Genomic DNA, 23,325 nt, shown 5'->3' with positions numbered 1-23,325 from the left:
CCATGTCAGTCTGCGATGAGGCAGAAGCAGGCAGGTAGGCCATGGAGATCACGGATCCCGGCGATTTTCGTCAGCGGATAGAAAGAAGCTTTGCGCGGCAGGGCGTGGTGCAGGCGATTAACGCCGAGATCAGCCGTATCGAACACCGGCTGGTGGAAATCGAACTCCCTTTTCATGAAAAGCTGACGCAGCAGCACGGCATATTGCATGCGGGCGTCATCGCCGCCGGTCTGGATACGGCCTGCACCTACGCCGCTTACACGATCATCGAGCCGGAAGCCTCGCTGCTGACCATCGAGTTCAAGGTCAACCTCATGTCGCCCGGGCGCGGCGAGCGGTTCCTGTTTCGCGGCGAGATCATCAAGCCAGGGAACAACCTGATCGTCGCCGATGGCCGCGCCTATGCGCTGTCCGACGGGCCGGCGAAGCTGATCGCCTCCATGACGGGCACGATGATGGTCGTGAAGGGGCGCGAGGATATTACCGGATGAGCTACCGGCTTTTGCATGTTGCGGATAAATCCGTCCTCTTCGTCATGGCGGCTTCCCCCGAATACGGTCCCCATCTTCAGGCACGCATTGCACCGCTGATGACCGGTATCGGCCCGGTCGAGGCGGCGATTGCGGTCACGGCCGTTCTAGCCGGTCTCGATGCGGCCGATCACCTGCCCGACCTCGTCGTTTCGCTCGGTTCCGCCGGTTCGCGGACGCTGGAGCAAACCGGTATCTATCAGGCGATTTCGGTTTCCTATCGCGATATGGACGCCTCCGCCTTCGGTTTCGAAAAGGGCTGCACGCCGCTGCTCGATCTGCCCGCCGAAGTGGCCTTGCCTTTGCGGATACCCGAAATTGCCGAGGCTCGGCTTTCCACGGGCGCCAATGTCGTTTCGGGTGAGGCCTACGGGCTGATCGACGCCGATATGGTGGAAATGGAAACCTTTGCGGTATTAAGGGCCTGCCAACGCTTCGGCGTACCGCTCGTCAGTCTGCGCGGCATTTCCGATGGCAAGGTGGATGTGAACCATGTGGACGACTGGACGGAGTACCTGCACATCATCGATGAAAAGCTGGCGGATGCCGTCCATCGGCTTTGCCGCGCCATCGAGGACGGCGTGATTGCCCTTTAGAACCTTGCGATTTTCGCAAATTTCCGCTGTTTGACACCCGCTTCCGGGTTGCCTAAAGCCGCCATTTTCTTTAAAGGCTCGCCATGACCCAGATAGCCCATCCCGACAGCATTCTCATCATCGATTTCGGCAGCCAGGTGACGCAGCTGATTGCGCGCCGCATCCGCGAAGCCGGGGTCTATTGCGAAATCCATCCGTTCCAGAATGCCGCAGAGGCATTCGAGAAGCTTCAGCCCAAGGGCGTGATCTTCTCCGGCGGCCCCGCATCTGTCACGGCGGAAGGAAGCCCGCGCGCACCGCAGGCGGTGTTCGACAGCAAGGTTCCGATCCTCGGCATCTGCTACGGCCAGCAAACGCTCTGCACGCAGCTCGGCGGTGTGGTCGAGGGTGGCCATGCGGCGGAATTCGGCCGCGCCGATATCGACATCAAGAAGGCAAGCCCGCTTTTCGAAGGCTTCTGGGAACAGGGCAAGAGCTATCCCGTCTGGATGAGCCATGGCGACCGCGTGACGAAGCTGCCGGAAGGTTTCGAGGTCATCGCGACCTCCGAGAACGCACCTTTCGCCATCGCCGCGGACGAGAAGCGTCACTACTACTCCACCATGTTCCACCCGGAAGTGGTGCATACGCCTGACGGCGGCAAGCTGCTCTCCAACTTCGTGCACAAGATCGTCGGGCTCAAATCCGACTGGACGATGGCGGCCTATCGCGCCGAAATGATCCGCAAGATCCGTGAACAGGTCGGCACCGGCCGCGTGCTCTGCGCGCTTTCCGGCGGCGTCGATTCCTCGGTTGCGGCCATCCTCATCCATGAGGCGATCGGCGACCAGCTCACCTGCGTTTACGTCGACCACGGCCTGATGCGGCTTGGCGAAAGCGAGCAGGTCGTCGGCATGTTCCGCGATCATTACAATATTCCGCTGGTGCATGTGGATGCCGCCGACCTGTTCCTCGGCGAACTGTCGGGTGTTTCCGATCCGGAAGTGAAGCGCAAGACCATCGGCCGCCTGTTCATCGAGGTCTTCGAGGCCGAAGCGGCCAAGATTGCTGCCGACGGCAAGGGCGCACCGAATTTCCTGGCGCAGGGCACGCTTTACCCTGATGTCATCGAGAGCGTCTCCTTCTCCGGCGGCCCGTCGGTCACCATCAAGAGTCACCACAATGTCGGCGGTCTTCCCGAGCGGATGAACATGCAGCTCGTCGAGCCGCTGCGCGAACTCTTCAAGGATGAAGTGCGCGCGCTCGGCCGTGAACTCGGCCTACCGGACAGCTTCATCGGCCGCCACCCCTTCCCCGGTCCGGGGCTGGCAATCCGTTGCCCCGGTGCGATTACCCGTGAGAAGCTGGATATTCTGCGCAAGGCGGATGCGATCTATCTCGATGAAATCCGCAAGGCCGGTCTCTACGACACCATCTGGCAGGCTTTCGCCGTGCTGCTGCCGGTGCAGACCGTGGGCGTCATGGGCGATTACCGCACCTATGACTTCGTCTGCGCGCTACGCGCTGTGACCTCGGTGGATGGCATGACGGCGGATTTCTATCCCTACGACATGAATTTCCTTGGCCGCGCGGCAACCCGCATCATCAACGAAGTACGCGGCATCAATCGCGTCGTCTATGACGTGACGAGCAAGCCGCCCGGTACGATCGAGTGGGAATAAGGACGATACTCGACACGGTCCTATAAAGATGACGCCGCGACTAGTTCGCGGCGTTTCTGTTTTGTCGTGCGAGATAGATGATCTGGGCGGTCAGGCCGACCACGAGGATCGCCAGCAACCCTGCCTGAGCGCCAAGAAGCAGCGGCGATTTCAGGTCCGTAACCAGAGGGTGACCGTCTGGAACACGACGCAGGATTTCGCTGACCGTCGGGACCATCAAAAGAAACGCACTGATGCTGAGACAGATGGTTTCAATATATCTGGCCATGCGCGTTGAACCCAGAACGCCTTCGATGCCGTAACCTGCGAATAGGAACAGGATGGTCAGGACGCCAACGCCGTAACTGATCGGCTGATGCGCCACGAGGAAGACCGTCGCAGCGCCAATCAGCATGGAGACAAGATAGAGGGTGCCCGCCGCTGATCGGGGAACGATTCGACCGTGGCGGGCAAACATGTAAATGGCGGCGGGAATGGCCGGCAGGCTTCCAAGCGTATGGATCCAGCCGAGCGGAGAAATTCCGAACATGAGAGATTGCCTTTCTCGTCCAGAAGGACGTGGTGGTCCGGGAAGCAGACTGTCATCGACAAATCTGCCAGCTTAATACGGTCTATTTTTTCGGTGGTGTGCCGCTCAGGTCATGCAACGAGCCCCCTCGCGAAACTCCGATTTTAAGCGGTCATGCGCTCCAGCATGGGGCGGGTTATTGCGCCAAAAGTCGTCGCATCACCATGGGCACGGGCGGAAAGCATCGCGCCGTGCACGGTGGCCATGAAGATTTCAGCATTCGCTCTGGCGGTCCCGCTCAGCACAAGGCGCCCCTGGGCAACGCCACGTTCCAGAACGGCGGTGAGCCAGTCGGAGAGACTTCGAAAATGCGCGCGCACTTCAAGAGCGACCGTTTCAGGAAGAACCGGAATTTCACTGGCGAGCAGAGCGCAGACGCAGAAGGGATGAGTGGCCTCGGCGATACAACCCTCCCAATAGCCGATATAGGCGCGGAGCTGTTCGAGCGGGTCGGAAATGTTTCGCTCCAGTTCGGCGATACCGGCTTCCGCCTCCTGCCTGTATTGAGCGACAAGCTTTTGGACCAGATCGGACTTGCTGGGAAAGTGATGGTGAATGCTCGCATTGCGAATGCCGACCACGGCGGAAATGTCGGCGTAGCTGAAACTGTTGTAGCCGCCCTTTATGATCAGGGAGCGTGCGCAACGGAGGATTTCATCGGCTTTGGTCTGTGGATTTTTCATGAGAGCAACCTACCAACTAGTAGGTAGAATGTCAACGCCAGGCGGTTTAGCCTATGAACGCTTACAAGAGCGTGCCGGAGACCGAGTGCGCGTGACGGATGTGGCGGGACTCTTCCAGGGCCGATAGCAGTTGATCCACGTCCGAACCGAGGCCGCATCGTCCGGGTCCAGAAGCTCGTGTCATGCGGTTGACAAGCCACGAAGCCGCTTGCACGTTTGACTTTGTGCCCCTTTTCGCCAGTATTTCGACAGTCCTTCGCAGAGCACCGTCGGTCCGGCACGCCTTCAATGCCATGCAGTCCGTTAGGACAGGCTACGTTCGCCTGCAAAGGACAATGGGAGGAGCCCATCGATGACACACGATGTCGATCCGAAGCCAATGTCACGCGCCGCCGCGATCCTCTACGCCATTATTTCACCGCTCAGCCTGATGGCCCTGATCTTTCTGCCTGCGGGCCGGATCGACTGGTGTCCGGGCTGGGTTTTCGTCGCGGTCGTCGTCGTCGCCTTTGGCCTTTCCGCACTGGTATTGGCGCGTGTGAACCCGGTCATTTTCCGCGCGCGCAGCCGGTTCCAGCCGGGGACCAAGACATGGGACCTGTTTCTCGTCACCGGTATCCTTCTCGCTTTTGCCGCTGAAATCCCGGTTGCGGCACTCGACGCCGGCCGGATGGGATGGTCCGTCGTGCCACTTTGGACCGTTCTGCTCGGATATATCCTGCTTGTCGGCGGCATTGCGGTTACGGCATGGGCCCAGGCCGTCAATCCGTTCTTCGAGCCGGGTGTCCGCATCCAAAGCGAGCGCGCACAGCGGGTGATCACGTCGGGCCCATACGGTATCGTGCGCCACCCCGGCTACACGGCCGCAATCGCCATGTTCACTGGCATACCGCTCGCATTGGGTTCCTGGGCGGCTCTGCTCCCCGCCGCTTTGGCCATCGCCCTGCTGATCCTGCGCACCGGCTGGGAAGATCGTCTGCTCCAGGCCGAATTGCCCGGTTATGCTGATTATGCCCGTGAAAGGCGCTATCGGCTATTTCCCGGCATCTGGTAAGCGCCCAATGCTTTTGTTCTCTCTTTGTTCTTTTAATTATTGCCGTTGGTGATAATATCCCGGCCCGGGCAAAGGCCGTGGAGCATCGCTATGGGTTTCGGGTTGGCAGATGAAGGAGGTTTAAAGCAGCTTTTCTTCGAAGGATGGGAGCCGGAGAAAATACGGCGTTTCAATCCGCGATTTAGCAGCAAGCTCTTGATCACGGTGAAACCGCCGGCAGCCCTGGCGGAACGAATTTTTGCCGATGCGTCGCGCCATGCCGCAGGGCGGACGAAGCGCGAGGCCTATCCGCCGGAGCTTCTGCATATAACCCTGCTCTGTATTGGAGGTTTCGAGACCGTGCCTCACGGGCTGGTAAAGAGGCTGAAAGCAGCGCTGGGGGAGATCAAGGCGCGGCCCGTTCCGATCACATTCGATGGAACATCGCTTTTCGGCAATCGCAACAGTCTGGCGCTACGCAGCAGCCGCGAGATGCAGGAACTTAAGGCTCTGGCGAAAATGGTGCAGCGCGCCCTGCGGCGGGCAAACCTGCCCTATGTCGCCGCATCGTCGTTTACGCCACATCTCACCGTGATCTACGGCTGCGGGAAAATTGAGTTGATGCCGGCTGATAAGCCCTATAGCTGGCTTGCGGGGAGCTTCGCACTCGTTTTCAGCCACAATGGCGAAACACGGCATGAGTTGCTTGGGCGCTTCGCACTCTCGCCGAAAGCGGAGCGTTATGAACGGCCTGAAAGCCAGCTCCATTTGCCGGAAAAAGTGATCGGACCTTCGAAACGGCCGACACAAAGGGCGTCGGTGCGATAACATGCACCTGAAGCGGCGCACCGCTCCCATGCCGACAATTTTTCCGCATTCTCCATTGGGAACTATGCGGAACCTTCTTGTGCGAATCCGACGCTCTTCGCGCCAGTTGCACACCCGCCGCGCCAGCCGAAAACCGATCCGGTTATCAATCCTGAGCGCAAGCGAGGCGATATCGCCTCGCGACGGATAATGACCAGCTTAGAGCTGTACCTTGTCGAAAGCCTTGCCGTCGATGCCGAGGGCTTCGAGATCGGCGCGGGCGGGCTTGCGATGTGCGCGAACAGCGGCCGAAACCGAGAGCGCTGCACCGAGAACGGCGAAAGTTTCACCGAAGAAGTTACGCGATGTCTTTGCAACCTGACGCATTTTTTCTCTCCATCTTTGATGCCCAGATAATGGGCATTTCCGGCCCGTTCTACAACTCATGATGCAGCAGGGAAGCCATGCAGCTTTGCTCGCGCTCGTTTGGATATCAGCCATTGCGATTTTGCATGGCTTAGGCACCGGGACCGGGTATATGCGCAGGGCACTTCAGCAGGCGGGTTGAATAAGACGGATATTTTGTTATGCCGGAAGTGCTTTTAGAGACGAAGAGGCAGAAGGCATGACGGTCACGATTTACGGCATCAAAAACTGCGACACGATGAAGAAGGCCAGAAGCTGGCTGGAAGCCAACGGCGTCGACTATTCTTTCCATGACTATAAGGCGGCCGGCATCGACCGTGCCCATCTGGAAACATGGTGCGATGCCGCGGGCTGGGAAACGGTTCTCAACCGCGCCGGCACGACCTTCAAGAAACTCGATGACGGCCAGAAGGCCGATCTCACCCGTGAAAAGGCCATCGGGCTGATGCTGGAGCAGCCCTCCATGATCAAGCGTCCCGTGCTGGAGGCGAAAGGCAAAATAACCGTCGGTTTCAAGCCTGAAACCTACCAGACCCTTTTTGCGTGAACGCAGCCCGCCATGTCCAAAACAACCCGCGCCACCCAGATGCTTACCAAGGCCGGCGTTGCCTTCACCACCGTTACCTATGACTACGATCCGAATGCCGACCGCATCGGCCTGCAGGCGGCCGAGGCGATCGGCGAGCCACCGCATCTGGTGCTGAAAACGCTGATGGCGGAGCTGGACGGCAAGCCGGTCTGCATCGTTGTCCCTTCGGATCGCGAGGTTAGCATGAAGAAACTAGCCGCCGCCTTCGGTGGCAAATCCGCCTGCATGATGAAGCCTGCCGATGCGGAACGGGCCACCGGTTACCATGTCGGCGGCATCAGCCCTTTCGGGCAGAAGAAACAGGTGCCGACGGCCATTGAGGCCGGGGCCATGGCGCATGATTATGTTTACGTGAATGGCGGGCAACGCGGCCTGCAGGTGAGGCTTTCGCCCCGCGATGCCCAAAGCGCACTGAAGGCGATTGCCGCGCCGCTGGTCGCCGATTGAAGCGCAGGAGGCGCGCCTGAAAGCATTTGGCTTTCGGAAGGAATGGGCTATGGTCGGCGCCTCCTATTGAAATAGACGAAGGCAGATCATGACCATTTCCCCCATCGATCCCGTCAAACTCGAAAAACTGGCCGAAGTCGCCGTCAAGGTCGGTCTGCAATTGCGGAAGGATCAGGATCTGGTGATTACCGCACCGCTGGCGGCCCTGCCGCTGGTGCGATTTTTGACCAAACATGCCTATATGGCGGGTGGCGGGCTGGTCACCACCTTCTATTCCGACGAAGAAACCACGCTTGCCCGCTATCGCCATGCCAGCGACGCCAATTTCGACCGGGCTTCCGGCTGGCTCTATGAAGGCATGGCGAAGGCTTATGCCAATGGCGCGGCGCGGCTGGCGATTGCCGGCGACAACCCCATGCTGCTGGCCGAACAGGACCCCGCCAAGGTAGCCCGCGCCAACAAGGCCAACTCCACGGCCTACAAGCCGGCGCTGGAGAAGATTTCCAATTTCGACATCAACTGGAACATCATTTCCTATCCGAACCCCTCCTGGGCAAAGCAGGTCTTCCCCGGCCTCGCGGAAGACGAAGCGGTCCGCAAGCTCGCGGACGCCATCTTCGCCGCATCGCGGGTGGATCTGGCCGATCCGGTCGCGGCATGGGCCGAGCACAATGCCAATCTCGCCAAACGTTCGGCATGGCTGAACGGCGAGCGCTTCTCTGCGCTGCATTTCACCGGCCCCGGCACGGATGTGAAGATCGGCCTGGCGGACGGCCATGAATGGCATGGCGGCGCCTCCACCGCCAAGAATGGCGTGACCTGCAACCCGAATATCCCGACGGAAGAAGTCTTCACCACCCCGCATGCGCTGCGCGTCGACGGTTACGTCTCCAGCACCAAGCCGCTCTCGCATCAGGGAACGCTGATCGACGACATCCAGGTGAAGTTCGAAGCCGGCCGTATCGTCGAAGCCAAGGCTTCGAAGGGCGAAGCGGTGCTGAACAAGGTGCTCGACACCGACGAGGGCGCGCGGCGTCTGGGTGAAGTGGCGCTGGTGCCGCATTCCTCGCCGATCTCGGCAAGCGGTATCCTGTTCTACAATACGCTGTTCGATGAAAACGCCTCCTGCCACATTGCGCTTGGCCAATGCTATTCGAAATGCTTCCTCGACGGCGCTTCGCTGTCGCAGGATGAGATCAAGGCGCAGGGCGGCAACTCGAGCCTGATCCATATCGACTGGATGATCGGTTCCGACAAGGTGGATATTGACGGTGTGAAGCCGGACGGCTCCACGGTTCCGGTGATGCGCAAGGGCGAATGGGCCTGACGACACCTATCTCGACAACTGGCTGCGCTGACTGAGCCAGATGCTGAAAAGCACCGCAACGAAACCGGCGATCTGCGCTGGCGTGAGGCTTTGGCCGAGCGCCAGCCAGCCGAGCAGGGTTGCAACGACCGGGCTTAGAAAACCGAGCGATGCAGCCGCGGAAGGTTCGATGCGGGCAAGCCCGCGAAACCAAAGGAAATAGGTCAGGGCGGCACCGATAAGTCCCAGATAGGCCATGCCGAGAATATTGGCCACTGTCGGCGTCGGCAGGGCCGGTTCCAGGAAATAGGCGACCGGTAGCAACAGAAGGCCGCCCGCCGTCAATTGCCAGGCGGTGAATGTGAGGTTCGACACCGGCGGCCGCCACTTACGGGTCAGCACCGTTCCAAAAGCCATGGAGACGGCACCGGCAAGGCCTGCCGCCACACCGATACCATCCAGCGCAGCGCCCGGCGCCAGAACCAGAAGCGCAACGCCGACAATGCCGAGAAAACCGGCCGCGATGGCCAGCAGCCGGACGGGTGCGGCGAGAAACAGCCGGGAAAGCCCAATCACGATCAGGGGCTGCACTGCACCCACCGTTGCCGCCACGCCGCCCGGCAGCCGATAGGCCGACACAAAAAGCATCGCCCAGAAGAACGAGAAATTCAGCGCCCCGAGAATGAAGCTGCGAGGCCACCAGATACCGTGCGGCAGCTTTCTTACGAAAAGCAGCAAAAGCACGCCGGCCGGCAATGCGCGCAGCATCGCGACATGGAAGGGATAGCCGTGCGGCAAAAATTCGGTCGTCACGAAATAGGTGGTTCCCCAGATGGCGGGGGCAAGGGCGGTCACCAGCACATCGGCGGCATAGGTCGTGTTTTTCTTCATTTCAAGAATCTCTATATCAAGATAAATGCAATCTAGCCAATTTTATCTTGACGTCAAGACATCAATTGTTATGCCTTGGTGATGAACAAAGAACCGCTGGACCACGTCGATCACATTCTGGCGCAATGGCGCAGGGAGCGACCCGATCTCGATGTCGGCCCCATGGGGTTGCTCGGGCGCCTGAACCGTCTCAGCACTCATCTCGGCCGGGAGGTGGAGGCGGTGCTGCTGAAGCACGGGCTTTCCTCTTCCGCTTTCGATGTGCTGGCGACATTGCGGCGCTCCGGCTCACCCTACAGGCTCTCCCCCGGCGATCTTTTGGCCATGACGATGGTGAGTTCCGGCACCATGACCAACCGGATCGACCAGCTCGAGAAAGCCGGGCTGGTGGAGCGTATCCATAACCCGAACGACCGGCGCAGCGTCCTGATATCGTTGACGGAACGGGGGTTTGCCATTGTCGAGGAAGCGGCAGGCGCTCACGTCGAAAACCAACATCGCCTGGTCGCCGGCCTTAGCGAAGAAGAGCGTGCGACGCTGAACCGGCTGCTGAAACGGTTTTTGCGGGATTTCGAAAAGTAGGCTTTTCGGCCCGACAAACACACAATGGCTCCGTGATGGCGCTTGTTTCGCTCCAAAAAATCCTGTAAGCAATTTTCCATAAACCTGTACTACAGGTTGGAGGAAAAATGTTAACTGCCATTTCGCATGAATCCGGTCTCGTCAGCAGCACGATCGGCGCTATCACCCGCCATATCCGCGAAAACGAACTTGCACCGGGAGCGAAACTCCCCAGCGAGCTTTCGCTCTCGCAGCAGCTCGGTGTCTCCCGTACCGTCGTTCGGGAAGCTTTCCGTTCTCTGTCGGCCATGCGGCTGATCGACGTGAGCGCCGGCAAGCGCGCCACTGTGGCGACGCTGGATCACGGTGCAATGTCCTTGATGTTCGAACATGGCATTCACACCGAACAGATCAACATCCAGCAGATCTACGATGTGCGCCGCACGATCGAAGTCAGAACCGTGACGCTCGCGGCACTGAGGCGAACGGATGCGGAAGCGCTCACCATTCTCGACCATGCCAACAATATGGAGCGGGATTTCGGCGACAACGACAAGGTCATGGAACACGACCTTGCTTTTCACATCGCCGTTGCCAGGGCCTCCAAGAACCCGGTTTTCGAACTCATTCTCGGCGCTTTCCAGAACGTGACGCGCCAGACATGGCCGATCGGCTGGAAAAGCCGCACATCCGATGCGCAGCGCCATGCCGCAAGCGAACTTCACATCGCCATCGGACAGGCCATTGCCGCCGGCGATCCGCAAACGGCTTCAACACTGATGGCGCGGCATTTCGATGAAAGCGTGCACGCGCTTCTGGCAGCCGGCATCGCCTGATTTTTCAAACACCGTTCCAGACGGAACACGACCTGCCTCTGGAGGAGGAGACACTTCATGAAAATCACAAAACTCGAGACCGTCCGCGTGGCGGAACGGACAAACTTGCTCTGGGTTCTGGTCCATACGGATGAGGGCATTACCGGGCTCGGCGAAACCTTCTTCGGAGCGGAGACGGTGGAGACCTATGTGCATGAATATATCGCACCCCGCGTGATCGGTCGCGATCCGCTGCAGATCGACCTTCTGGCGCAGGACCTCGTCGGTTATCTCGGCTTCCGTTCATCGGGCGCGGAAGTGCGCGGCAACTCCGCCTTCGATATCGCCCTGTGGGATATTTTCGGCAAGGCCACAAACCAGCCCATCGCCCAGCTGCTCGGCGGTTTCAGCCGCAAGGAAATCCGCACCTACAATACCTGCGCGGGCACCGAATATATCAAGAAGGCCACCGGGCAGCAGACGGCCAATTACGGCCTCTCCAGCGGCAAGGATTACGACGACCTCAACGGCTTCCTGCACCGCGCTGACGAGCTTGCCCATTCGCTGCTGGAAGAGGGCATCACGGCCATGAAGATCTGGCCGTTCGATGCGGCGGCGGAAAAGACGCGCGGGCAATATATTTCGATGCCGGACCTGAAGAGTGCGCTTGAGCCATTCGAAAAAATCCGCAAGGCGGTGGGTGACAGGATGGATATCATGGTGGAGTTTCACTCCATGTGGCAGCTTCTGCCCGCCATGCAGATCGCCAAGGCGCTCACCCCCTACCAGACCTTCTGGCATGAAGACCCCATCAAGATGGACAGTCTTTCCAGCCTGGCGCGTTATGCCGCCGTTTCGCCTGCGCCGATTTCCGCCTCGGAAACGCTCGGTTCACGCTGGGCCTTCCGCGATCTGCTGGAGACAGGTGCTGCCGGTGTGGTGATGCTGGACATCAGCTGGTGCGGCGGGCTTTCGGAGGCGCGCAAGATCGCTTCGATGGCGGAAGCCTGGCATCTGCCGGTCGCCCCGCATGATTGCACCGGGCCGGTGGTGCTCTGCGCCTCCACCCATCTGTCGCTCAACGCGCCGAACGCGCTGGTGCAGGAAAGCGTGCGCGCCTTCTACAAGACCTGGTATCGCGATCTCGTCACCGCATTGCCTGAGGTGAAGAACGGCATGATCACCGTGCCGCCGGGCGCCGGCCTTGGCATGGAACTGCATCCCGATATCGAAAAGACCTTTACCGTCAGCCGCCGTTTTTCGGATGCGGCGTCGATCTGATCAGAACAGGCTGCCCTGATTGCCCGGATCGGAAGAAGCCGGTTTGGCCGGCTTCTTTTTTGGCACTATGGGGTTATCGGGGGATGGCGCGCCCTCCCCCGTTGTGATGGCCGAGACGCGGCCATCGGCAAATTCCATCGAGACCACAGCACCTGAAGCGACAGCGGCAGCACGGGTCAGCGGCCGGTTTTCTTCATCGCGGATCACGGCATAACCGCGTTTCAGCACGTTTTTATAAGACAGCGATTGCAGGATGCGGTCATGGGCGGCAAGGCCTGCGCGGTTCTGCGCCATGCGGTGCAATACGGCGGTATCGGCCCGGCGCGCGCCGGTGACGACCCGCTCCTTCTGCCGCTCCACCTGGCCAAGCAGCCGGGCGGGAAGCGAACGCAGCGCGGAATCGAAGGCATCGATACGGCCTTTTCCCTGCAGCAGACGGCGCTCCACCAGGGTCTCGGCCCGATGCATGCGCTCGGTAATCCGTTGCCTGTGCTGTTTGAGGCCGTTCAGCAGGGTTTCCGGCCTGAGACCCGAGGCGGACCGCTCAAAGGCGCGGCGCTTGTTGAGGGTTGTCATTTCCAACCCGCGACCGAGACCGCTAGCGGCCTCGTCGAACCTGCGGCGCGGCAGGGCCAAAAGCTGATCGAGAGACGGCAGCGCGCGCACCAGCGCCCGCACACCCTGACGGCGATTGTCCATCTGCCGCGATACAGAGCCTGAAAGACGCGCGGCAAGGCCGGAGAGCTGCGCTTCCAGCTCGGCCCGCACCGGAACGGCCATTTCGGCGGCTCCCGTCGGTGTCGGCGCACGCACATCGGCAGCGTAGTCGATCAAGGTCGTATCGGTTTCATGTCCGACGGCGGAAATCAGCGGAATTTCGCTTTCGGCAGCGGCGCGCACGACGATTTCGTCGTTGAAGCTCCAGAGGTCCTCCAGACTGCCGCCGCCGCGCGCGACAATCAGCACATCCGGCCGCGCAATCTCACCGCCGGGCTGAAGCGCGTTGAATCCGCGAATGGCGTTCGCCACCTCCTCGCCCGAACCTTCGCCCTGCACCTTGACCGGCCAGACGACCACATGGACCGGAAAGCGATCCGAAATGCGGTGAAGAATATCGCGAATGACAGCGCCTGTGGGCGAAGTGACGACGCCGATGACATGCGGCATGAAGGGCAGCCGGCGCTTGCGAGCCGCATCGAACAGCCCTTCTGCCGCCAGACGCCGGCGACGATCTTCGAGAAGCGCCATCAGCGCGCCGGCGCCGGCAGGCTCGAGGCTTTCTATGACGATCTGGTATTTCGACGAGCCGGGAAAAGTTGTGACCTTGCCGGTGGCGATGACTTCCATGCCCTCTTCCGGGCGGAACTTCAGCCGCGAGAAAGTGCCTTTCCAGATCACCGCATCGATACGGGCGCGGTCGTCCTTCAGCGAGAAATATGCGTGTCCGGAAGAATGCGGCCCACGATAGCCGGAAATCTCGCCGCGCACCCGCACCTGCTCGAAAGCCGTCTCCACCGTGCGCTTGATGGAACCCGACAGTTCGGAGACCGAGAACTCGGCAAGATTGCTCAATGCTGCGTGGGAGAAGATATCGCTCATGCCCGTTTGTAACCAAAACCCGTCGATTCGGAAATGCCGGCGCCGGCCAGCCTCATTTTAACGGCGATGAAACCATATCCTCAACTAACGAGTTAGGAAAATGGGGATTGGAGGAGGAAACAAGGGTTCGTTAGGGAAAACGGCGTTACGTCTTGCCCCAGGCCCGGCAACCAAAGAGGAGGCGGCATCATGATTTTTCTTACCGCCACAGCGCTCGGCGTAACCGCAGTTGCGCTTCGTTCGGTTTTCAGCATCGTTTTCATCTGCATGATGATTATCGGTGCCTATGGCGTGGCGATTGCACTTTCTTCTACGGCCGTGCCCTTGATGTCGCTGCTCCTGGCGCTCGCCGGTTACAATTTCGGTGTCGTGGGTGTCGTCCTCGGCCTTCTGGTGCTGCAGCGCCCGCGTTCCACCCAGCCAACCCTCTAAAAGCCCACGGTCTTGAGGCTTCCCCGCTTTGCGCTGACCGAGACATGCGGACTGGCCGCCGACCTTGCCGTGACCTGTCTGCTTATTTTCTATCTCAGTGTCGATCCGCTGGCCGCCCGCTTGCCGGGCGCGGCAACGGGGCTTGCAACAAGCTGGCGGCTGAACCGTGCAAATGGTGAGGCATCGGCCAGGCTGAACAGCTTTCTGATGAATGCCGTCACACTCACCTCACGTATCGTCAGTGTCGGCCTGTTTGCCCTGCTGCAATGGCGCAACCCGCTGGTGCAGCCGCTCGTCCCGCTTGCCTTTTCAGCGCTGGCGGCACTGGCGCTGGCGCTTTACGGCTATTGGCGGCTTCAAAAGCAACGGCAAGATCAGGACTAAACCGTCTCCCAGCCATCCTTTTCCGCTGCCCGGTAGATAGCGTCGATGAAAAGCTGGTTCTTTCTCGAGCTTTCCAGCGTAACCACGTCGCCCTCACCCTTCGTCGCACGGGCAAAGGCCTCCGCCTCCAGCTTATATTGGCGGCTATCCTGAAACCGGAATAATTGCGACTGGTTATGGGCCTGATTGGTCAGTTCGATCTCTTCCGCACCCCAGCGATTGGCGTTGAAGGGAGATTTGACCTCAATGTACCCCTCAGTGCCATGGAAAACCATGAGCTGACGGGCGGCAAGCTGTGTGGCCAGATAAAAACTCAGTTCGAAATCGCCGAAATCGGCCCTGACACTGGAATAGATATCCGTGCCGAATTCCTTGTCGCGCTCGACGGTGGCCTGTACGCGCCGGGGCTCCGCGCCGGTAGCGAAGCGGGTAACGATGGTCGGGTAAACGCCGATATCCGGCAAGGCGCCGCCACCCAGTTTGGGAATATTGCGCATATTGCCGGGATCGCGGTTGAAATAGCTGAAAGCGCCCTGAACATGCTTCAGTGTGCCTATCGCGCCGGATGCCAGCAATTCCTTCACCTTCGCCCAGACGGGCGCATAGGTGACCATGAAAGCTTCCGAGACGATAACACGGTTGCGGTCACGCGCGGCGATGAGGGTGTCGATCTCCTCTGCCTTCAATGCAATCGGCTTTTCGCACAGAACATGCTTGCCGGCATCGGCCGCCTTGATGGTCCATTCCACATGCTGTGAGGTGGGAAGCGGAATATAGACGGCGTCGATGACATCCGAGGCCAGCATCTCCTCATAGGAGCCGAAGGCGTGTGGCACGGAAAAACGATCCGCCACCGCGCGGGCCTTGGCATGGTCACGGCTGGCGATGGCGCTGACCACGCAGTTCTGCGCATCCTGTATCGCCGGAATGACGTGATCCTGTGCGATTTTCGCCGTTGAGATTATTCCGAAGCGCAGCATTCCATTCTCCCGCTCTGCCATCCGTCGGAAACTTACCATCGTCACACGGTCTGGCAAGCCGCAGATGCATAACAGAACAGAGTATGGCTGAATCTGTCCTATCTTTGTCGGAATGCCTGCTTTTCTCCGAGCTGGATAAGGGGAACTATGCTATGCATGAGCCCAATGGAGAAACATAAAATGTCCTCTTCCCATACAGCACTGCTTGTTATCGACGTTCAGGAATCCTTTCGGCATGCCCCTTACTTCGAAGAAAGCGAGCTTGCCGCCTATCTGGAGAAGCAGCAGGCACTGATCGACGGTGCAAGGGCTGCGGGCATTCCCGTCGTGCAAATCTTCCATGTCGATGGCGACAGGGCCTTTTCAAAAGACAGCGGCTATATCCGGGCGCTGGAGGGTGTGCGGATTACCCCAGATGTCACCTTTCACAAGAACCGCCATTCGGCTTTTGCCGGCACCGGCCTCGAAATCTGGCTGACGCAGAAGGGCATCAACCGGTTGATCGTCTCCGGCATCCGTACCGAACAATGCTGTGAAACCACCACCCGGCACGCTTCCGATCTCGGTTACAGCGTCGATTACGTCACCGAAGCGACGCTGACTTTCCCGATGACACATGCTTCCGGCACCGTCTTCAGCCCGGACGATATCCGCAAGCGGACCGAGCTGGTGCTGGCTGGCCGCTTCGCGCGCATCGTGACCGTCGATGACGCACTGGCCACCGTCAAAGAGGCCGCCTGATGGATAAAGGCGGCACGCGCACCATTCCCTTTTATACGCTTGTGCCACCAAATGCGCTGTTGCTCGATATTGCCGGCCCGCTCGAAGTGATCCGTTATGCCAATGGGGAACAGCGGGACATCCATTTCGACTGCCGCTACATTGCTGCGACTGACAAACAACAATCTTCCATCGGCCTTGCGCTTTCAGGGCTGGAGAACTTGCCTGCGACCCTGCCGGAAAATGCTTTCCTGCTGATCTCGGGCAGCACATCACGCTTCGACAACGATCCGGAGACACGGCGAGAGCGGCAGACGCTGGCGGCATGGCTGCGCCGCGCGGTGCGCCCCGATACGATAGTCATTTCCATCTGTTCCGGCGCTCTGCTGGCGGGCGAAGCCGGGCTTTTTGACGGGCGCAACTGCACGACCCATGCCGACTGCGTTGAGGGGCTGCGCCGCATCGCGCCGCTGTCCCAGGTGGCCGAAAACCGCCTTTTCGTCGAGGATGGCAACCGCTTCTCAAGCGCCGGTATTTCCACCGGCATCGACCTGATGCTGCATGTGGTTTCCCGGCTGACATCCCCGGCGGTCGCGGCACGTATTGCCAAAACCATGGTAGTTTATCTCAGGCGCAGCGGCAGCGATCCGCAAATCTCCCCCTGGATGACCGGCCGCAACCACATCCACCCCGCCATTCACCGGGTTCAGGACCGTGTGATGGCCGAGCCGGCGCAGGACTGGTCGCTGGAGCGGCTGGCCGATATTGCGGCGCTCAGCGAAAGGCACCTGTCGCGTCTGTTTCGCGAGCATACCGGCATCAGCGTCATCGACTATGTCAACCTTATGCGGGTCAATCTCGCCCGCGACATTCTTGCCAACAGCCGTCTTGATATGGAAGCCATCGCCGAGAGGGCGGGCTTTGCCTCCGCCCGGCATTTACGGCGCGTCTGGCAGCAGCATAATCGTTACCCTCCCAGCCATTATCGCGGTTTTCAGGCCTGATAATCTCAGACCCTGCCGCTTCCTGATGAATGCCATCAAAGGAATTGAATGGTTATGCGGATGAGCAGTTGCTAACCTTGCCGCCAAGACAGCAACAGGAGCATTCCCCGTGGAAAAACGAAGCCTCGGCCGCACCGGCCTCTCCATCGCCCCAATCGTCTTCGGCGGCAACGTGTTCGGCTGGACAGCGGACGAGAAGACTTCCTTTGCCCTGCTCGATGCCTTTTTCGATGCGGGTTTCAACGCCATCGACACGGCGGATGTCTATTCCGCATGGGTGGACGGGCATGTGGGCGGCGAGTCCGAGACGATCATCGGCAAATGGCTGAAGCAATCCAGTGTCAGGCGTGAGGATGCAGTGATCGTCACCAAGGTTGGTTTTGACAATCGCGGCCAGAAGACAGGCCTCAGCGCCAAGTGGATCGCGGAAGCTGTCGACGCCTCGCTGAAGCGGTTGCAAACCGACTACATCGACCTTTACCTCGCCCACAAGCCGGATGCGGATGTGCCGCTGGAGGAAACGCTCGCCGCTTTCGGCAAACTGAAGGAACAGGGAAAAATCCGCGCCATCGGCTGCTCCAATTATTCCGCCAGCCAGCTTCAGGACGCGCTGGATACGGCTGCGAAGAACAATCTTCCCCGTTATGACGTGCTGCAGCCGGAATATAATCTCTATAACCGCGCGGATTTCGAAGGCCCGCTTGCCGAGCTTTGCCAGAAGGAAGAGATCGGCGTCATCAATTATTACAGCCTCGCCGCCGGATTCCTCACCGGGAAATATCGTGCCAAGGCCGATACGGAAGGCGTCGCCCGCAGCTATCGCGTGGGCGAATATGTCAATACACGCGGGCTTGCCATTCTGGGCGCCATGGATGCGGTGGCAGTGGAAACCGGGGCCAAGCTTGCCGATATCGCGCTGGCCTGGCTATTGCGAAAGAAGGCGATAACCGCGCCGATCGCCAGCGCCACCAGCCTGTCCCAGCTTGAAAGCTTCAAACGCGCCGTCGAGTTAAAGCTGACGGATGAGATGATGACGCTTCTCGACAAGGCGGGCGCGTAACATGGAGCTTAGAATTCGCGACGCGCAGCCGGCTGACCGGACGGAATGGCTGCGCCTGTGGGCCGACTATCTTGCCTTTTATGATGTCGATCTTGCCGATGAGGTGACCGAGCATACCTGGGCGCGCATTCTCGATCCCGCATCCCGCGTCTCCATGCGGGTGGCGCTGCTCGGCGACCGCATGGCCGGTTTCGCCATTCACCACTTCCATGATTCCACCTGGGTGAAGACGCCCGACTGCTATCTGGAAGACCTGTTCGTCGATGGCGAAATCCGCGGCAAGGGAACGGGCCGGGCGCTGATGGACGATCTTGTCACCATCTGCAAGGACAAGGGCTGGTCACGGCTGTACTGGCACACCGGTGAGGATAATCACCGCGCCCAGAAGCTCTATGACAGCTACGTGAAAAGCGACGGCCATATCCGCTATCGCATCAAGTTCTGATCAACTCCTGAAGCGGAAAAAATCCACGAAAGCCCTCAGCGCTGGCCGCATCTGCCGGCGCGAGGGATAATAGATATAGAAACCATCGAAGGGCGCGCACCAGTCCTCCAGCACGCGGATCAGCCTTCCCTCCCTGATATCGTCCTCGACACGCTGCTCGAAAACAAAGGCAAGCCCTGCCCCGTCAATCGCTGCCCTGCGAATGAGGCTCTGGTCCGACAGGATCAGCGGTCCCTGCACATCGACCACCAGCGGCTTGCCATTCTTCTCCAGTTCCCAGCGATAGATAAGGCCGCTGGCGAAACGCCGCGAATGCAGCGATGCCGAATAAGATCCCGTGGATCCTGCGGTGGTGGATTTTCTACGAAATAGGCGGGGGCGCCAACAATCGCGCCGCGCCAGGCGCCGCTGGCTTTTACCGCAATCATATCCGCATCGAGGTGCTCTCCGAGCCGCAGGCCCGCATCAAAACCTTTCGCGACGATATCTTCGAAGCGATCATCCGTTGAAATTTCCAGTGAAATGTCGGGATAGAGCCGCAGGAACTCACCCAGCCGGGGCACGATGAGGTCCTCGGCAGCAAGCCGTGGCAGGGTGATGCGCAGGGGGCCGGCCGGTCTTCCGCCCTGTTCGGCAAGCGTCTCGATGACCGTGTCTATATCGGCAAGCGCCGGGCCAAGCGTCTCGAGAAGCCGCTTGCCTTCCTCTGTCGGAGAAACGCTACGGGTGGTACGATGAAGCAGGCGCAGCCCAAGGCTCGCCTCTAGCGACGACACCGCATGGCTGACGGCGGAAGGCGCAATGGCAAGTTCGGCGGCGGCCTTGCGAAAGCTGCGGCCTTCGGCAACGGCGGCGAGAACGGCCAGCTGGGAGAGTTGCACACGGTTCATTGTTCTAAATGATAGAACAACCCAAGCGGATTTGCAGCGATTATTTTTACCGCCATGAGACGCTATTTTCTCATCACGCCCTTAGCGATGGGCGGTTCCTTATGGAAGGACGTACAGATGAAAAAAAGAACCCTTGGAAACAACCTTTCCGTTTCGGCGCTTGGCCTCGGCTGCATGGGCATGACACATGCCTATAGCCCGACCGGCGATGAGAGCAGCGCAATTGCCACGCTGCACCGCGCCGTCGAACTCGGCGTCACCTTTTTCGATACGGCGGAGGTTTACGGGCCTTACAATAACGAGATTCTTGTCGGCAAGGGTTTGAAGCCCTATCGCGACAAGGTGGTCATCGCCACCAAGTTCGGCTTCAAAATCGACAGCAGCAAACCCGCTGGCCAGATGATGGTGGGCACCGACAGCCGCCCGGACAATGTGCGCGCCGTCGCCGAAGCCTCTCTCAAACGCCTCGGCGTCGATGAGATCGACCTGTTCTACCAGCATCGCGTCGATCCAAATGTTCCAATCGAAGACACGGTAGGCGCTATGGCCGAGCTGGTCCGGCAGGGTAAGGTGAAGCATCTCGGCCTTTCGGAAGCGAGTGCCGAAACACTTCGCAAAGCGCACGCCGTTCATCCCATTGCGGCAATTCAGAGCGAATATTCGCTGTGGACCCGCGACGTGGAGGAAAACGGCGTGCTGGAAACCTGCCGTGAGCTTGGCATTGGTTTTGTACCCTTCAGCCCACTTGGACGCGGCGCGTTGACTGGCGCGCTGAAGTCGCTCGACGGACTTGCATCCGACGATTTCCGCCGCGGCCTGCCGCGCTTCCAGGGCGAAAACTTCGACGCCAATCTGGCGCTCATCAAGCTTCTGGAAGACATGGCGAGTGAGAAGGGCGTAACCGCCGGACAACTGGCGCTGGCCTGGGTTCTGGCGCAGGGCGACTTCATCGTTCCGATTCCCGGCACGACAAAAATCGCCAATCTGGAAAAGAACGTTGCCGCAGCGGAGGTGTCGCTGACGGCGGAAGAAGCCGCCAGCCTTGGCGCGCTGCTCTCGCCCGCAAAAGTCGCCGGCGCACGTTATCCAGAACAGATGTCACGGATGGCCAATCGCTAAAAACAAAAAGCCGCGGCAGTTGCCGCGGCTTTTTTTCATTCCGTCATCCGTTTTTAGGCGCGCAGGACGCCGCCCGTGGATTTCTCGACGTTACCGACGATCTTTGCCGTCAGCGCCTCGAAATCCTCGTCCGTCAGCGTCTTGTCGACCGGCTGGATCTGCACTTCGATGGCGACCGACTTGCGGTTTTCACCGAGCGATGCGCCCTCGAAAATATCGAAGACATTGACACCGGTGATCAGCTTGCGGTCGGCGCTGGTTGCAGCCTTGATGATGGCGCCCGCCTCGACCGACTTGTCGACCACGAAGGCAAAATCGCGCTTGACGGCCTGGAAGGGCGAAAGCTCGAGCGCAGACTTGGTGCGGGTTGCCTTCTTCTTCGGCTCCTGCATGGCGTCGAGATAAATCTCAAAACCGCAATAGGCGCCGGAGACGTCCAGATCGGACAGCGTCTTTGGATGGAACTCGCCGAAATAGCCGAGCACGACCTTCGGCCCCATCTTGATAGTGCCGGAGCGGCCGGGGTGATACCAGCCGGGGCCGCCGGCTTCGATCTGCACATTGGCCATGGGCAGGCCGCAGGCTTCCAGCACCGCCAGCGCATCGGCCTTGGCGTCATAGACATCCACCGGCTTGCCACCGCCCTTCAAAGCATTGGACCACATGCGGCCGCTGCCTGCGAGCGAGGCCGTGCCACGGCGAACACCGCCGGCAACGCGGCGCTGCGTATCAGGCGTATCGCCCTCATAGGTGCCGGAGACTTCGAAGATTGCGACATCGCCATAGCCCTTGTCGGCATTGCGCTGCGCGGCGGTCAAAAGGCCGGGCAGCAGCGAAGGCCGCATGTCCGACATATCGGCTGCGATGGGGTTGGCGAGTTTCAACGCGGGCGAACCGCCACCGAAGAGCTTCGCCTGCGCTTCCGGAATGAAGGACCACGTGACGGCTTCCAGCATGCCACGGCTTGCCAGCGCACGGCGCGCGGTACGCGTACGAATCTGCAGCGTGGTCAGGATACGGCCGTTGACGGCGCCGAAGCTTTCCAGCGGCTCCGGCTTGATATTATCGACGCCATGGATGCGCATGACTTCTTCCACCAGATCGGCCTTGCCGTCGACATCAGGACGCCAGGACGGGACGGTGACGGAAACGCGCTCGCCCGTTCCCTCGACACCGAAACCAAGGCCTTTGAGAATGGCGAGGCTCTCTTCTGCCGAGACTTCCAGACCCGTCAGACGCTTCACTTCCGCCAGCGGGAAATCCACGACCTTCGGCTGATGGCCCTTGTAACCGACAACCCGGGCTTCGCCGGCGACGCCGCCGCACAGTTCGAGGACCAGTTCGGTGGTGCGTTCCAGACCCGGAACCATATAGTCCGGATCGACGCCACGTTCGAAACGATAACGTGCATCGGTGATGATACCGAGCGAACGGCCGGTCTTGGCGATGTTGATCGGATCCCAGAGTGCGGACTCGATCAGCACGTCGACGGTGTTTTCATCGCAGCCGGAATGTTCGCCACCCATGACGCCGCCGATGGATTCGAGGCCTTTCTCGTCGGCGATGACGACATTGTTCGGGCCGAGCTTATATTCACGCTGGTCGAGCGCGAGGATGGTCTCGCCCTCTTTTGCGCGGCGAACCGTCAGATCGCCCTTGACCTTGGCGGCGTCGAAGACGTGCATCGGCCGGCCCTGGTCGAAGGTCATGTAGTTGGTGATGTCGACAAGCGCATTGATGGGACGCAGGCCGATTGCCAGCAGGCGCTGCTGCATCCACTTTGGGCTGGGGCCGTTCTTGACGCCGCGCACGATACGCAGCGAAAAGCCGGGGCAGAGCGCCGCATCGTCCAGCTCCAGCTTCACGTCGACCGGGGTTGCGCCTTCCACCTTGAAGGACGGCGTGGGTCTCGTCTTCAGCTTGCCGAGACCGGAAGCGGCGAGATCGCGGGCAATACCGTAGATCGAAGTGCAATCCGGGCGGTTCGGGGTCAGGTTGATTTCGATGACCGGATCGTCGAGCCCGGCATAGGTGGCGAAAGAGGTGCCGACCGGCGCATCTTCCGGCAGGTCGATGATACCGTCGTGATCGTCGGAAATGTTCAGCTCCTTTTCGGAGCACATCATGCCGTGGCTTTCCACGCCGCGTATCTTGCCGACGGCAAGGGTGACGTCGATGCCCGGAACATACATGCCCGGACGCGCGAGCGCACCGACGAGGCCGGCGCGTGCATTCGGCGCGCCGCAGACGATCTGCACCGGCTTGCCGTCGCCGGCATCGACGGAGAGAACCTTCAGGCGGTCAGCTTCCGGGTGCTTCTCGGCGGAGAGCACCTTGGCGATGACGAAAGGCTTGTAGGCCGCCTTGTCGTCAACGTCCTCGACTTCAAGGCCGATTGCCGTCAGCCGCTCGCAAATCTCGTCCAGCGTCGCGTCGGTATCGAGATGCTCTTTCAGCCAGGAAAGAGTGAATTTCATGTCTTTGCTCCTTGGCTAACC

The 23,325-nt window shown here is 60.0% G+C and carries 25 protein-coding genes and 1 pseudogene; 18 read left to right on the top strand and 8 right to left on the bottom strand.

Annotation, left to right across the window (positions count from 1 at the left end; genetic code table 11):
- Positions 1 to 41: 41 nt before the first annotated feature.
- The 3 genes from L901_RS17910 (at position 42) to guaA (ending at position 2,787) form a co-directional block, all read left to right on the top strand.
- Entirely contained in the window at positions 42 to 491 is a 450-nt protein-coding gene (locus tag L901_RS17910; protein ID WP_003520131.1) for a PaaI family thioesterase, read from the top strand.
- Positions 488 to 1,126: a 5'-methylthioadenosine/S-adenosylhomocysteine nucleosidase gene (locus L901_RS17905; protein ID WP_020812397.1), complete on the top strand. Its 639-nt coding sequence runs from the start codon at positions 488 to 490 to the stop codon at positions 1,124 to 1,126. Before L901_RS17910 ends, L901_RS17905 begins: the two co-directional genes overlap by 4 nt.
- An 83-nt stretch (positions 1,127 to 1,209) precedes the next feature.
- Positions 1,210 to 2,787: a glutamine-hydrolyzing GMP synthase gene (guaA, locus tag L901_RS17900; protein WP_003520133.1), complete on the top strand. Its 1,578-nt coding sequence runs from the start codon at positions 1,210 to 1,212 to the stop codon at positions 2,785 to 2,787.
- A gap of 40 nt (positions 2,788 to 2,827) precedes the next feature.
- Here the strand turns inward: guaA and L901_RS17895 are convergent, their stop codons facing one another.
- Positions 2,828 to 3,316, bottom strand: coding sequence for a hypothetical protein (locus L901_RS17895; protein WP_059759223.1), 489 nt, complete (start codon positions 3,314 to 3,316; stop codon positions 2,828 to 2,830).
- Positions 3,317 to 3,459: 143 nt separating this feature from the next.
- A complete protein-coding gene (locus tag L901_RS17890) occupies positions 3,460 to 4,038 on the bottom strand; it encodes a TetR/AcrR family transcriptional regulator (protein WP_059759222.1) in 579 nt (192 codons plus the stop codon).
- A 352-nt stretch (positions 4,039 to 4,390) separates the two neighbouring features.
- On the opposite strand from L901_RS17890, the gene L901_RS17885 reads away from it, so the two are divergent.
- Both L901_RS17885 and L901_RS17880 read left to right on the top strand, forming a co-directional pair.
- Positions 4,391 to 5,092: an isoprenylcysteine carboxylmethyltransferase family protein gene (locus tag L901_RS17885; RefSeq protein ID WP_183044110.1), complete on the top strand. Its 702-nt coding sequence runs from the start codon at positions 4,391 to 4,393 to the stop codon at positions 5,090 to 5,092.
- 90 nt (positions 5,093 to 5,182) lie between these two features.
- The gene (locus tag L901_RS17880) at positions 5,183 to 5,899 is read left to right on the top strand and encodes a 2'-5' RNA ligase family protein (protein WP_059759219.1); all 717 of its coding nucleotides are present in this window, start codon (positions 5,183 to 5,185) and stop codon (positions 5,897 to 5,899) included.
- 198 nt (positions 5,900 to 6,097) lie between these two features.
- Here L901_RS17880 and L901_RS27470 read toward each other — a convergent pair whose 3' ends face one another.
- Positions 6,098 to 6,265, bottom strand: coding sequence for a hypothetical protein (locus L901_RS27470; RefSeq protein WP_003503889.1), 168 nt, complete (start codon positions 6,263 to 6,265; stop codon positions 6,098 to 6,100).
- A 238-nt stretch (positions 6,266 to 6,503) separates the two neighbouring features.
- Here L901_RS27470 and L901_RS17875 point away from each other — a divergent pair, with 238 nt between their 5' ends.
- The 3 genes from L901_RS17875 to L901_RS17865 all read left to right on the top strand — a co-directional run bounded on the left by L901_RS17875 (position 6,504) and on the right by L901_RS17865 (position 8,667).
- On the top strand, positions 6,504 to 6,851 hold the full coding sequence (locus L901_RS17875) for an ArsC family reductase (protein WP_059759216.1): 348 nt from the start codon (positions 6,504 to 6,506) through the stop codon (positions 6,849 to 6,851).
- 12 nt (positions 6,852 to 6,863) lie between these two features.
- On the top strand, positions 6,864 to 7,340 hold the full coding sequence (gene ybaK, locus L901_RS17870; protein ID WP_059759213.1) for a Cys-tRNA(Pro) deacylase: 477 nt from the start codon (positions 6,864 to 6,866) through the stop codon (positions 7,338 to 7,340).
- Positions 7,341 to 7,428: 88 nt separating this feature from the next.
- On the top strand, positions 7,429 to 8,667 hold the full coding sequence (locus L901_RS17865; protein WP_059759210.1) for an aminopeptidase: 1,239 nt from the start codon (positions 7,429 to 7,431) through the stop codon (positions 8,665 to 8,667).
- Positions 8,668 to 8,673: 6 nt separating this feature from the next.
- Here L901_RS17865 and L901_RS17860 read toward each other — a convergent pair whose 3' ends face one another.
- Positions 8,674 to 9,537: an EamA family transporter gene (locus L901_RS17860; RefSeq protein ID WP_059759206.1), complete on the bottom strand. Its 864-nt coding sequence runs from the start codon at positions 9,535 to 9,537 to the stop codon at positions 8,674 to 8,676.
- An 81-nt stretch (positions 9,538 to 9,618) separates the two neighbouring features.
- Here L901_RS17860 and L901_RS17855 point away from each other — a divergent pair, with 81 nt between their 5' ends.
- The 3 genes from L901_RS17855 to L901_RS17845 all read left to right on the top strand — a co-directional run bounded on the left by L901_RS17855 (position 9,619) and on the right by L901_RS17845 (position 12,194).
- Positions 9,619 to 10,119 (top strand): MarR family winged helix-turn-helix transcriptional regulator, encoded by a 501-nt coding sequence (locus L901_RS17855; RefSeq protein WP_059759203.1) that lies wholly within the window; start codon positions 9,619 to 9,621, stop codon positions 10,117 to 10,119.
- A gap of 107 nt (positions 10,120 to 10,226) precedes the next feature.
- Complete coding sequence (locus L901_RS17850; protein WP_003520144.1) at positions 10,227 to 10,934, top strand: FadR/GntR family transcriptional regulator; 708 nt, start codon at positions 10,227 to 10,229, stop codon at positions 10,932 to 10,934.
- Positions 10,935 to 10,991: 57 nt separating this feature from the next.
- Complete coding sequence (locus L901_RS17845; RefSeq protein WP_003520146.1) at positions 10,992 to 12,194, top strand: mandelate racemase/muconate lactonizing enzyme family protein; 1,203 nt, start codon at positions 10,992 to 10,994, stop codon at positions 12,192 to 12,194.
- Here L901_RS17845 and xseA read toward each other — a convergent pair whose 3' ends face one another.
- The gene (gene xseA / locus L901_RS17840; RefSeq protein ID WP_059759199.1) at positions 12,195 to 13,793 is read right to left on the bottom strand and encodes an exodeoxyribonuclease VII large subunit; all 1,599 of its coding nucleotides are present in this window, start codon (positions 13,791 to 13,793) and stop codon (positions 12,195 to 12,197) included. It lies immediately after the preceding gene.
- A 189-nt stretch (positions 13,794 to 13,982) separates the two neighbouring features.
- Between xseA and L901_RS17835 the strand changes: the two genes are divergently transcribed.
- Positions 13,983 to 14,225, top strand: coding sequence for a hypothetical protein (locus tag L901_RS17835; protein WP_020812414.1), 243 nt, complete (start codon positions 13,983 to 13,985; stop codon positions 14,223 to 14,225).
- 12 nt (positions 14,226 to 14,237) lie between these two features.
- The gene (locus L901_RS17830; protein ID WP_059759196.1) at positions 14,238 to 14,609 is read left to right on the top strand and encodes a hypothetical protein; all 372 of its coding nucleotides are present in this window, start codon (positions 14,238 to 14,240) and stop codon (positions 14,607 to 14,609) included.
- Here L901_RS17830 and L901_RS17825 read toward each other — a convergent pair.
- Positions 14,606 to 15,589: a Gfo/Idh/MocA family protein gene (locus L901_RS17825; protein WP_059759192.1), complete on the bottom strand. Its 984-nt coding sequence runs from the start codon at positions 15,587 to 15,589 to the stop codon at positions 14,606 to 14,608. The genes L901_RS17830 and L901_RS17825 overlap by 4 nt on opposite strands.
- 180 nt (positions 15,590 to 15,769) lie before the next feature.
- Between L901_RS17825 and L901_RS17820 the strand changes: the two genes are divergently transcribed.
- The 4 genes from L901_RS17820 (at position 15,770) to L901_RS17805 (ending at position 18,818) form a co-directional block, all read left to right on the top strand.
- Positions 15,770 to 16,330 carry a cysteine hydrolase family protein gene (locus L901_RS17820; RefSeq protein WP_035240404.1) on the top strand — a complete coding sequence of 187 codons (561 nt, stop codon included), beginning with the start codon at positions 15,770 to 15,772 and terminating at the stop codon, positions 16,328 to 16,330.
- Positions 16,330 to 17,313, top strand: coding sequence for a GlxA family transcriptional regulator (locus tag L901_RS17815; protein WP_059759189.1), 984 nt, complete (start codon positions 16,330 to 16,332; stop codon positions 17,311 to 17,313). Before L901_RS17820 ends, L901_RS17815 begins: the two co-directional genes overlap by 1 nt.
- 109 nt (positions 17,314 to 17,422) lie before the next feature.
- Positions 17,423 to 18,373: an aldo/keto reductase gene (locus L901_RS17810; RefSeq protein WP_059759186.1), complete on the top strand. Its 951-nt coding sequence runs from the start codon at positions 17,423 to 17,425 to the stop codon at positions 18,371 to 18,373.
- A 1-nt stretch (position 18,374) separates the two neighbouring features.
- Complete coding sequence (locus L901_RS17805; RefSeq protein ID WP_059759183.1) at positions 18,375 to 18,818, top strand: GNAT family N-acetyltransferase; 444 nt, start codon at positions 18,375 to 18,377, stop codon at positions 18,816 to 18,818.
- Here the strand turns inward: L901_RS17805 and L901_RS17800 are convergent.
- Positions 18,819 to 19,708, bottom strand: a pseudogene (locus tag L901_RS17800) (LysR family transcriptional regulator).
- A gap of 117 nt (positions 19,709 to 19,825) precedes the next feature.
- Between L901_RS17800 and L901_RS17795 the strand changes: the two are divergent.
- On the top strand, positions 19,826 to 20,827 hold the full coding sequence (locus tag L901_RS17795) for an aldo/keto reductase (RefSeq protein ID WP_059759179.1): 1,002 nt from the start codon (positions 19,826 to 19,828) through the stop codon (positions 20,825 to 20,827).
- Between the two features lie 53 nt (positions 20,828 to 20,880).
- On the opposite strand, the gene pheT is transcribed toward L901_RS17795, so the two are convergent.
- Positions 20,881 to 23,304, bottom strand: a complete 2,424-nt coding sequence (gene pheT, locus L901_RS17790) for a phenylalanine--tRNA ligase subunit beta (protein WP_059759176.1) — start codon at positions 23,302 to 23,304, stop codon at positions 20,881 to 20,883.
- Positions 23,305 to 23,325 lie beyond the last annotated feature (21 nt).

Origin of the sequence: Agrobacterium sp. D14 (assembly GCF_001526505.1) — a bacterium.
GTDB classification, from domain to species: Bacteria; Pseudomonadota; Alphaproteobacteria; order Rhizobiales; family Rhizobiaceae; genus Agrobacterium; species Agrobacterium leguminum.
The sequence above is the reverse complement of the archived record's forward strand: the minus strand, read 5'-3'. Positions and strand labels throughout refer to the sequence as shown.

Excerpts from the sequence above, each read along its gene's own strand:
- L901_RS17825 (WP_059759192.1), bottom strand. The coding sequence starts at position 15,589 with ATGCTGCGCTTCGGAATAATCTCAACGGCGAAAATCGCACAGGATCAC.
- L901_RS17860 (WP_059759206.1), bottom strand. The coding sequence starts at position 9,537 with ATGAAGAAAAACACGACCTATGCCGCCGATGTGCTGGTGACCGCCCTT.
- L901_RS17820 (WP_035240404.1), top strand. The coding sequence starts at position 15,770 with ATGTCCTCTTCCCATACAGCACTGCTTGTTATCGACGTTCAGGAATCC.
- L901_RS17795 (WP_059759179.1), top strand. The coding sequence starts at position 19,826 with ATGAAAAAAAGAACCCTTGGAAACAACCTTTCCGTTTCGGCGCTTGGC.
- L901_RS17850 (WP_003520144.1), top strand. The coding sequence starts at position 10,227 with ATGTTAACTGCCATTTCGCATGAATCCGGTCTCGTCAGCAGCACGATC.
- L901_RS17805 (WP_059759183.1), top strand. The coding sequence starts at position 18,375 with ATGGAGCTTAGAATTCGCGACGCGCAGCCGGCTGACCGGACGGAATGG.
- L901_RS27470 (WP_003503889.1), bottom strand. The coding sequence starts at position 6,265 with ATGCGTCAGGTTGCAAAGACATCGCGTAACTTCTTCGGTGAAACTTTC.
- L901_RS17910 (WP_003520131.1), top strand. The coding sequence starts at position 42 with ATGGAGATCACGGATCCCGGCGATTTTCGTCAGCGGATAGAAAGAAGC.
- L901_RS17895 (WP_059759223.1), bottom strand. The coding sequence starts at position 3,316 with ATGTTCGGAATTTCTCCGCTCGGCTGGATCCATACGCTTGGAAGCCTG.
- ybaK (WP_059759213.1), top strand. The coding sequence starts at position 6,864 with ATGTCCAAAACAACCCGCGCCACCCAGATGCTTACCAAGGCCGGCGTT.
- L901_RS17880 (WP_059759219.1), top strand. The coding sequence starts at position 5,183 with ATGGGTTTCGGGTTGGCAGATGAAGGAGGTTTAAAGCAGCTTTTCTTC.
- L901_RS17845 (WP_003520146.1), top strand. The coding sequence starts at position 10,992 with ATGAAAATCACAAAACTCGAGACCGTCCGCGTGGCGGAACGGACAAAC.
- L901_RS17890 (WP_059759222.1), bottom strand. The coding sequence starts at position 4,038 with ATGAAAAATCCACAGACCAAAGCCGATGAAATCCTCCGTTGCGCACGC.
- guaA (WP_003520133.1), top strand. The coding sequence starts at position 1,210 with ATGACCCAGATAGCCCATCCCGACAGCATTCTCATCATCGATTTCGGC.
- L901_RS17815 (WP_059759189.1), top strand. The coding sequence starts at position 16,330 with ATGGATAAAGGCGGCACGCGCACCATTCCCTTTTATACGCTTGTGCCA.
- L901_RS17835 (WP_020812414.1), top strand. The coding sequence starts at position 13,983 with ATGATTTTTCTTACCGCCACAGCGCTCGGCGTAACCGCAGTTGCGCTT.
- L901_RS17875 (WP_059759216.1), top strand. The coding sequence starts at position 6,504 with ATGACGGTCACGATTTACGGCATCAAAAACTGCGACACGATGAAGAAG.
- pheT (WP_059759176.1), bottom strand. The coding sequence starts at position 23,304 with ATGAAATTCACTCTTTCCTGGCTGAAAGAGCATCTCGATACCGACGCG.
- L901_RS17865 (WP_059759210.1), top strand. The coding sequence starts at position 7,429 with ATGACCATTTCCCCCATCGATCCCGTCAAACTCGAAAAACTGGCCGAA.
- L901_RS17855 (WP_059759203.1), top strand. The coding sequence starts at position 9,619 with ATGAACAAAGAACCGCTGGACCACGTCGATCACATTCTGGCGCAATGG.
- xseA (WP_059759199.1), bottom strand. The coding sequence starts at position 13,793 with ATGAGCGATATCTTCTCCCACGCAGCATTGAGCAATCTTGCCGAGTTC.
- L901_RS17905 (WP_020812397.1), top strand. The coding sequence starts at position 488 with ATGAGCTACCGGCTTTTGCATGTTGCGGATAAATCCGTCCTCTTCGTC.
- L901_RS17885 (WP_183044110.1), top strand. The coding sequence starts at position 4,391 with ATGACACACGATGTCGATCCGAAGCCAATGTCACGCGCCGCCGCGATC.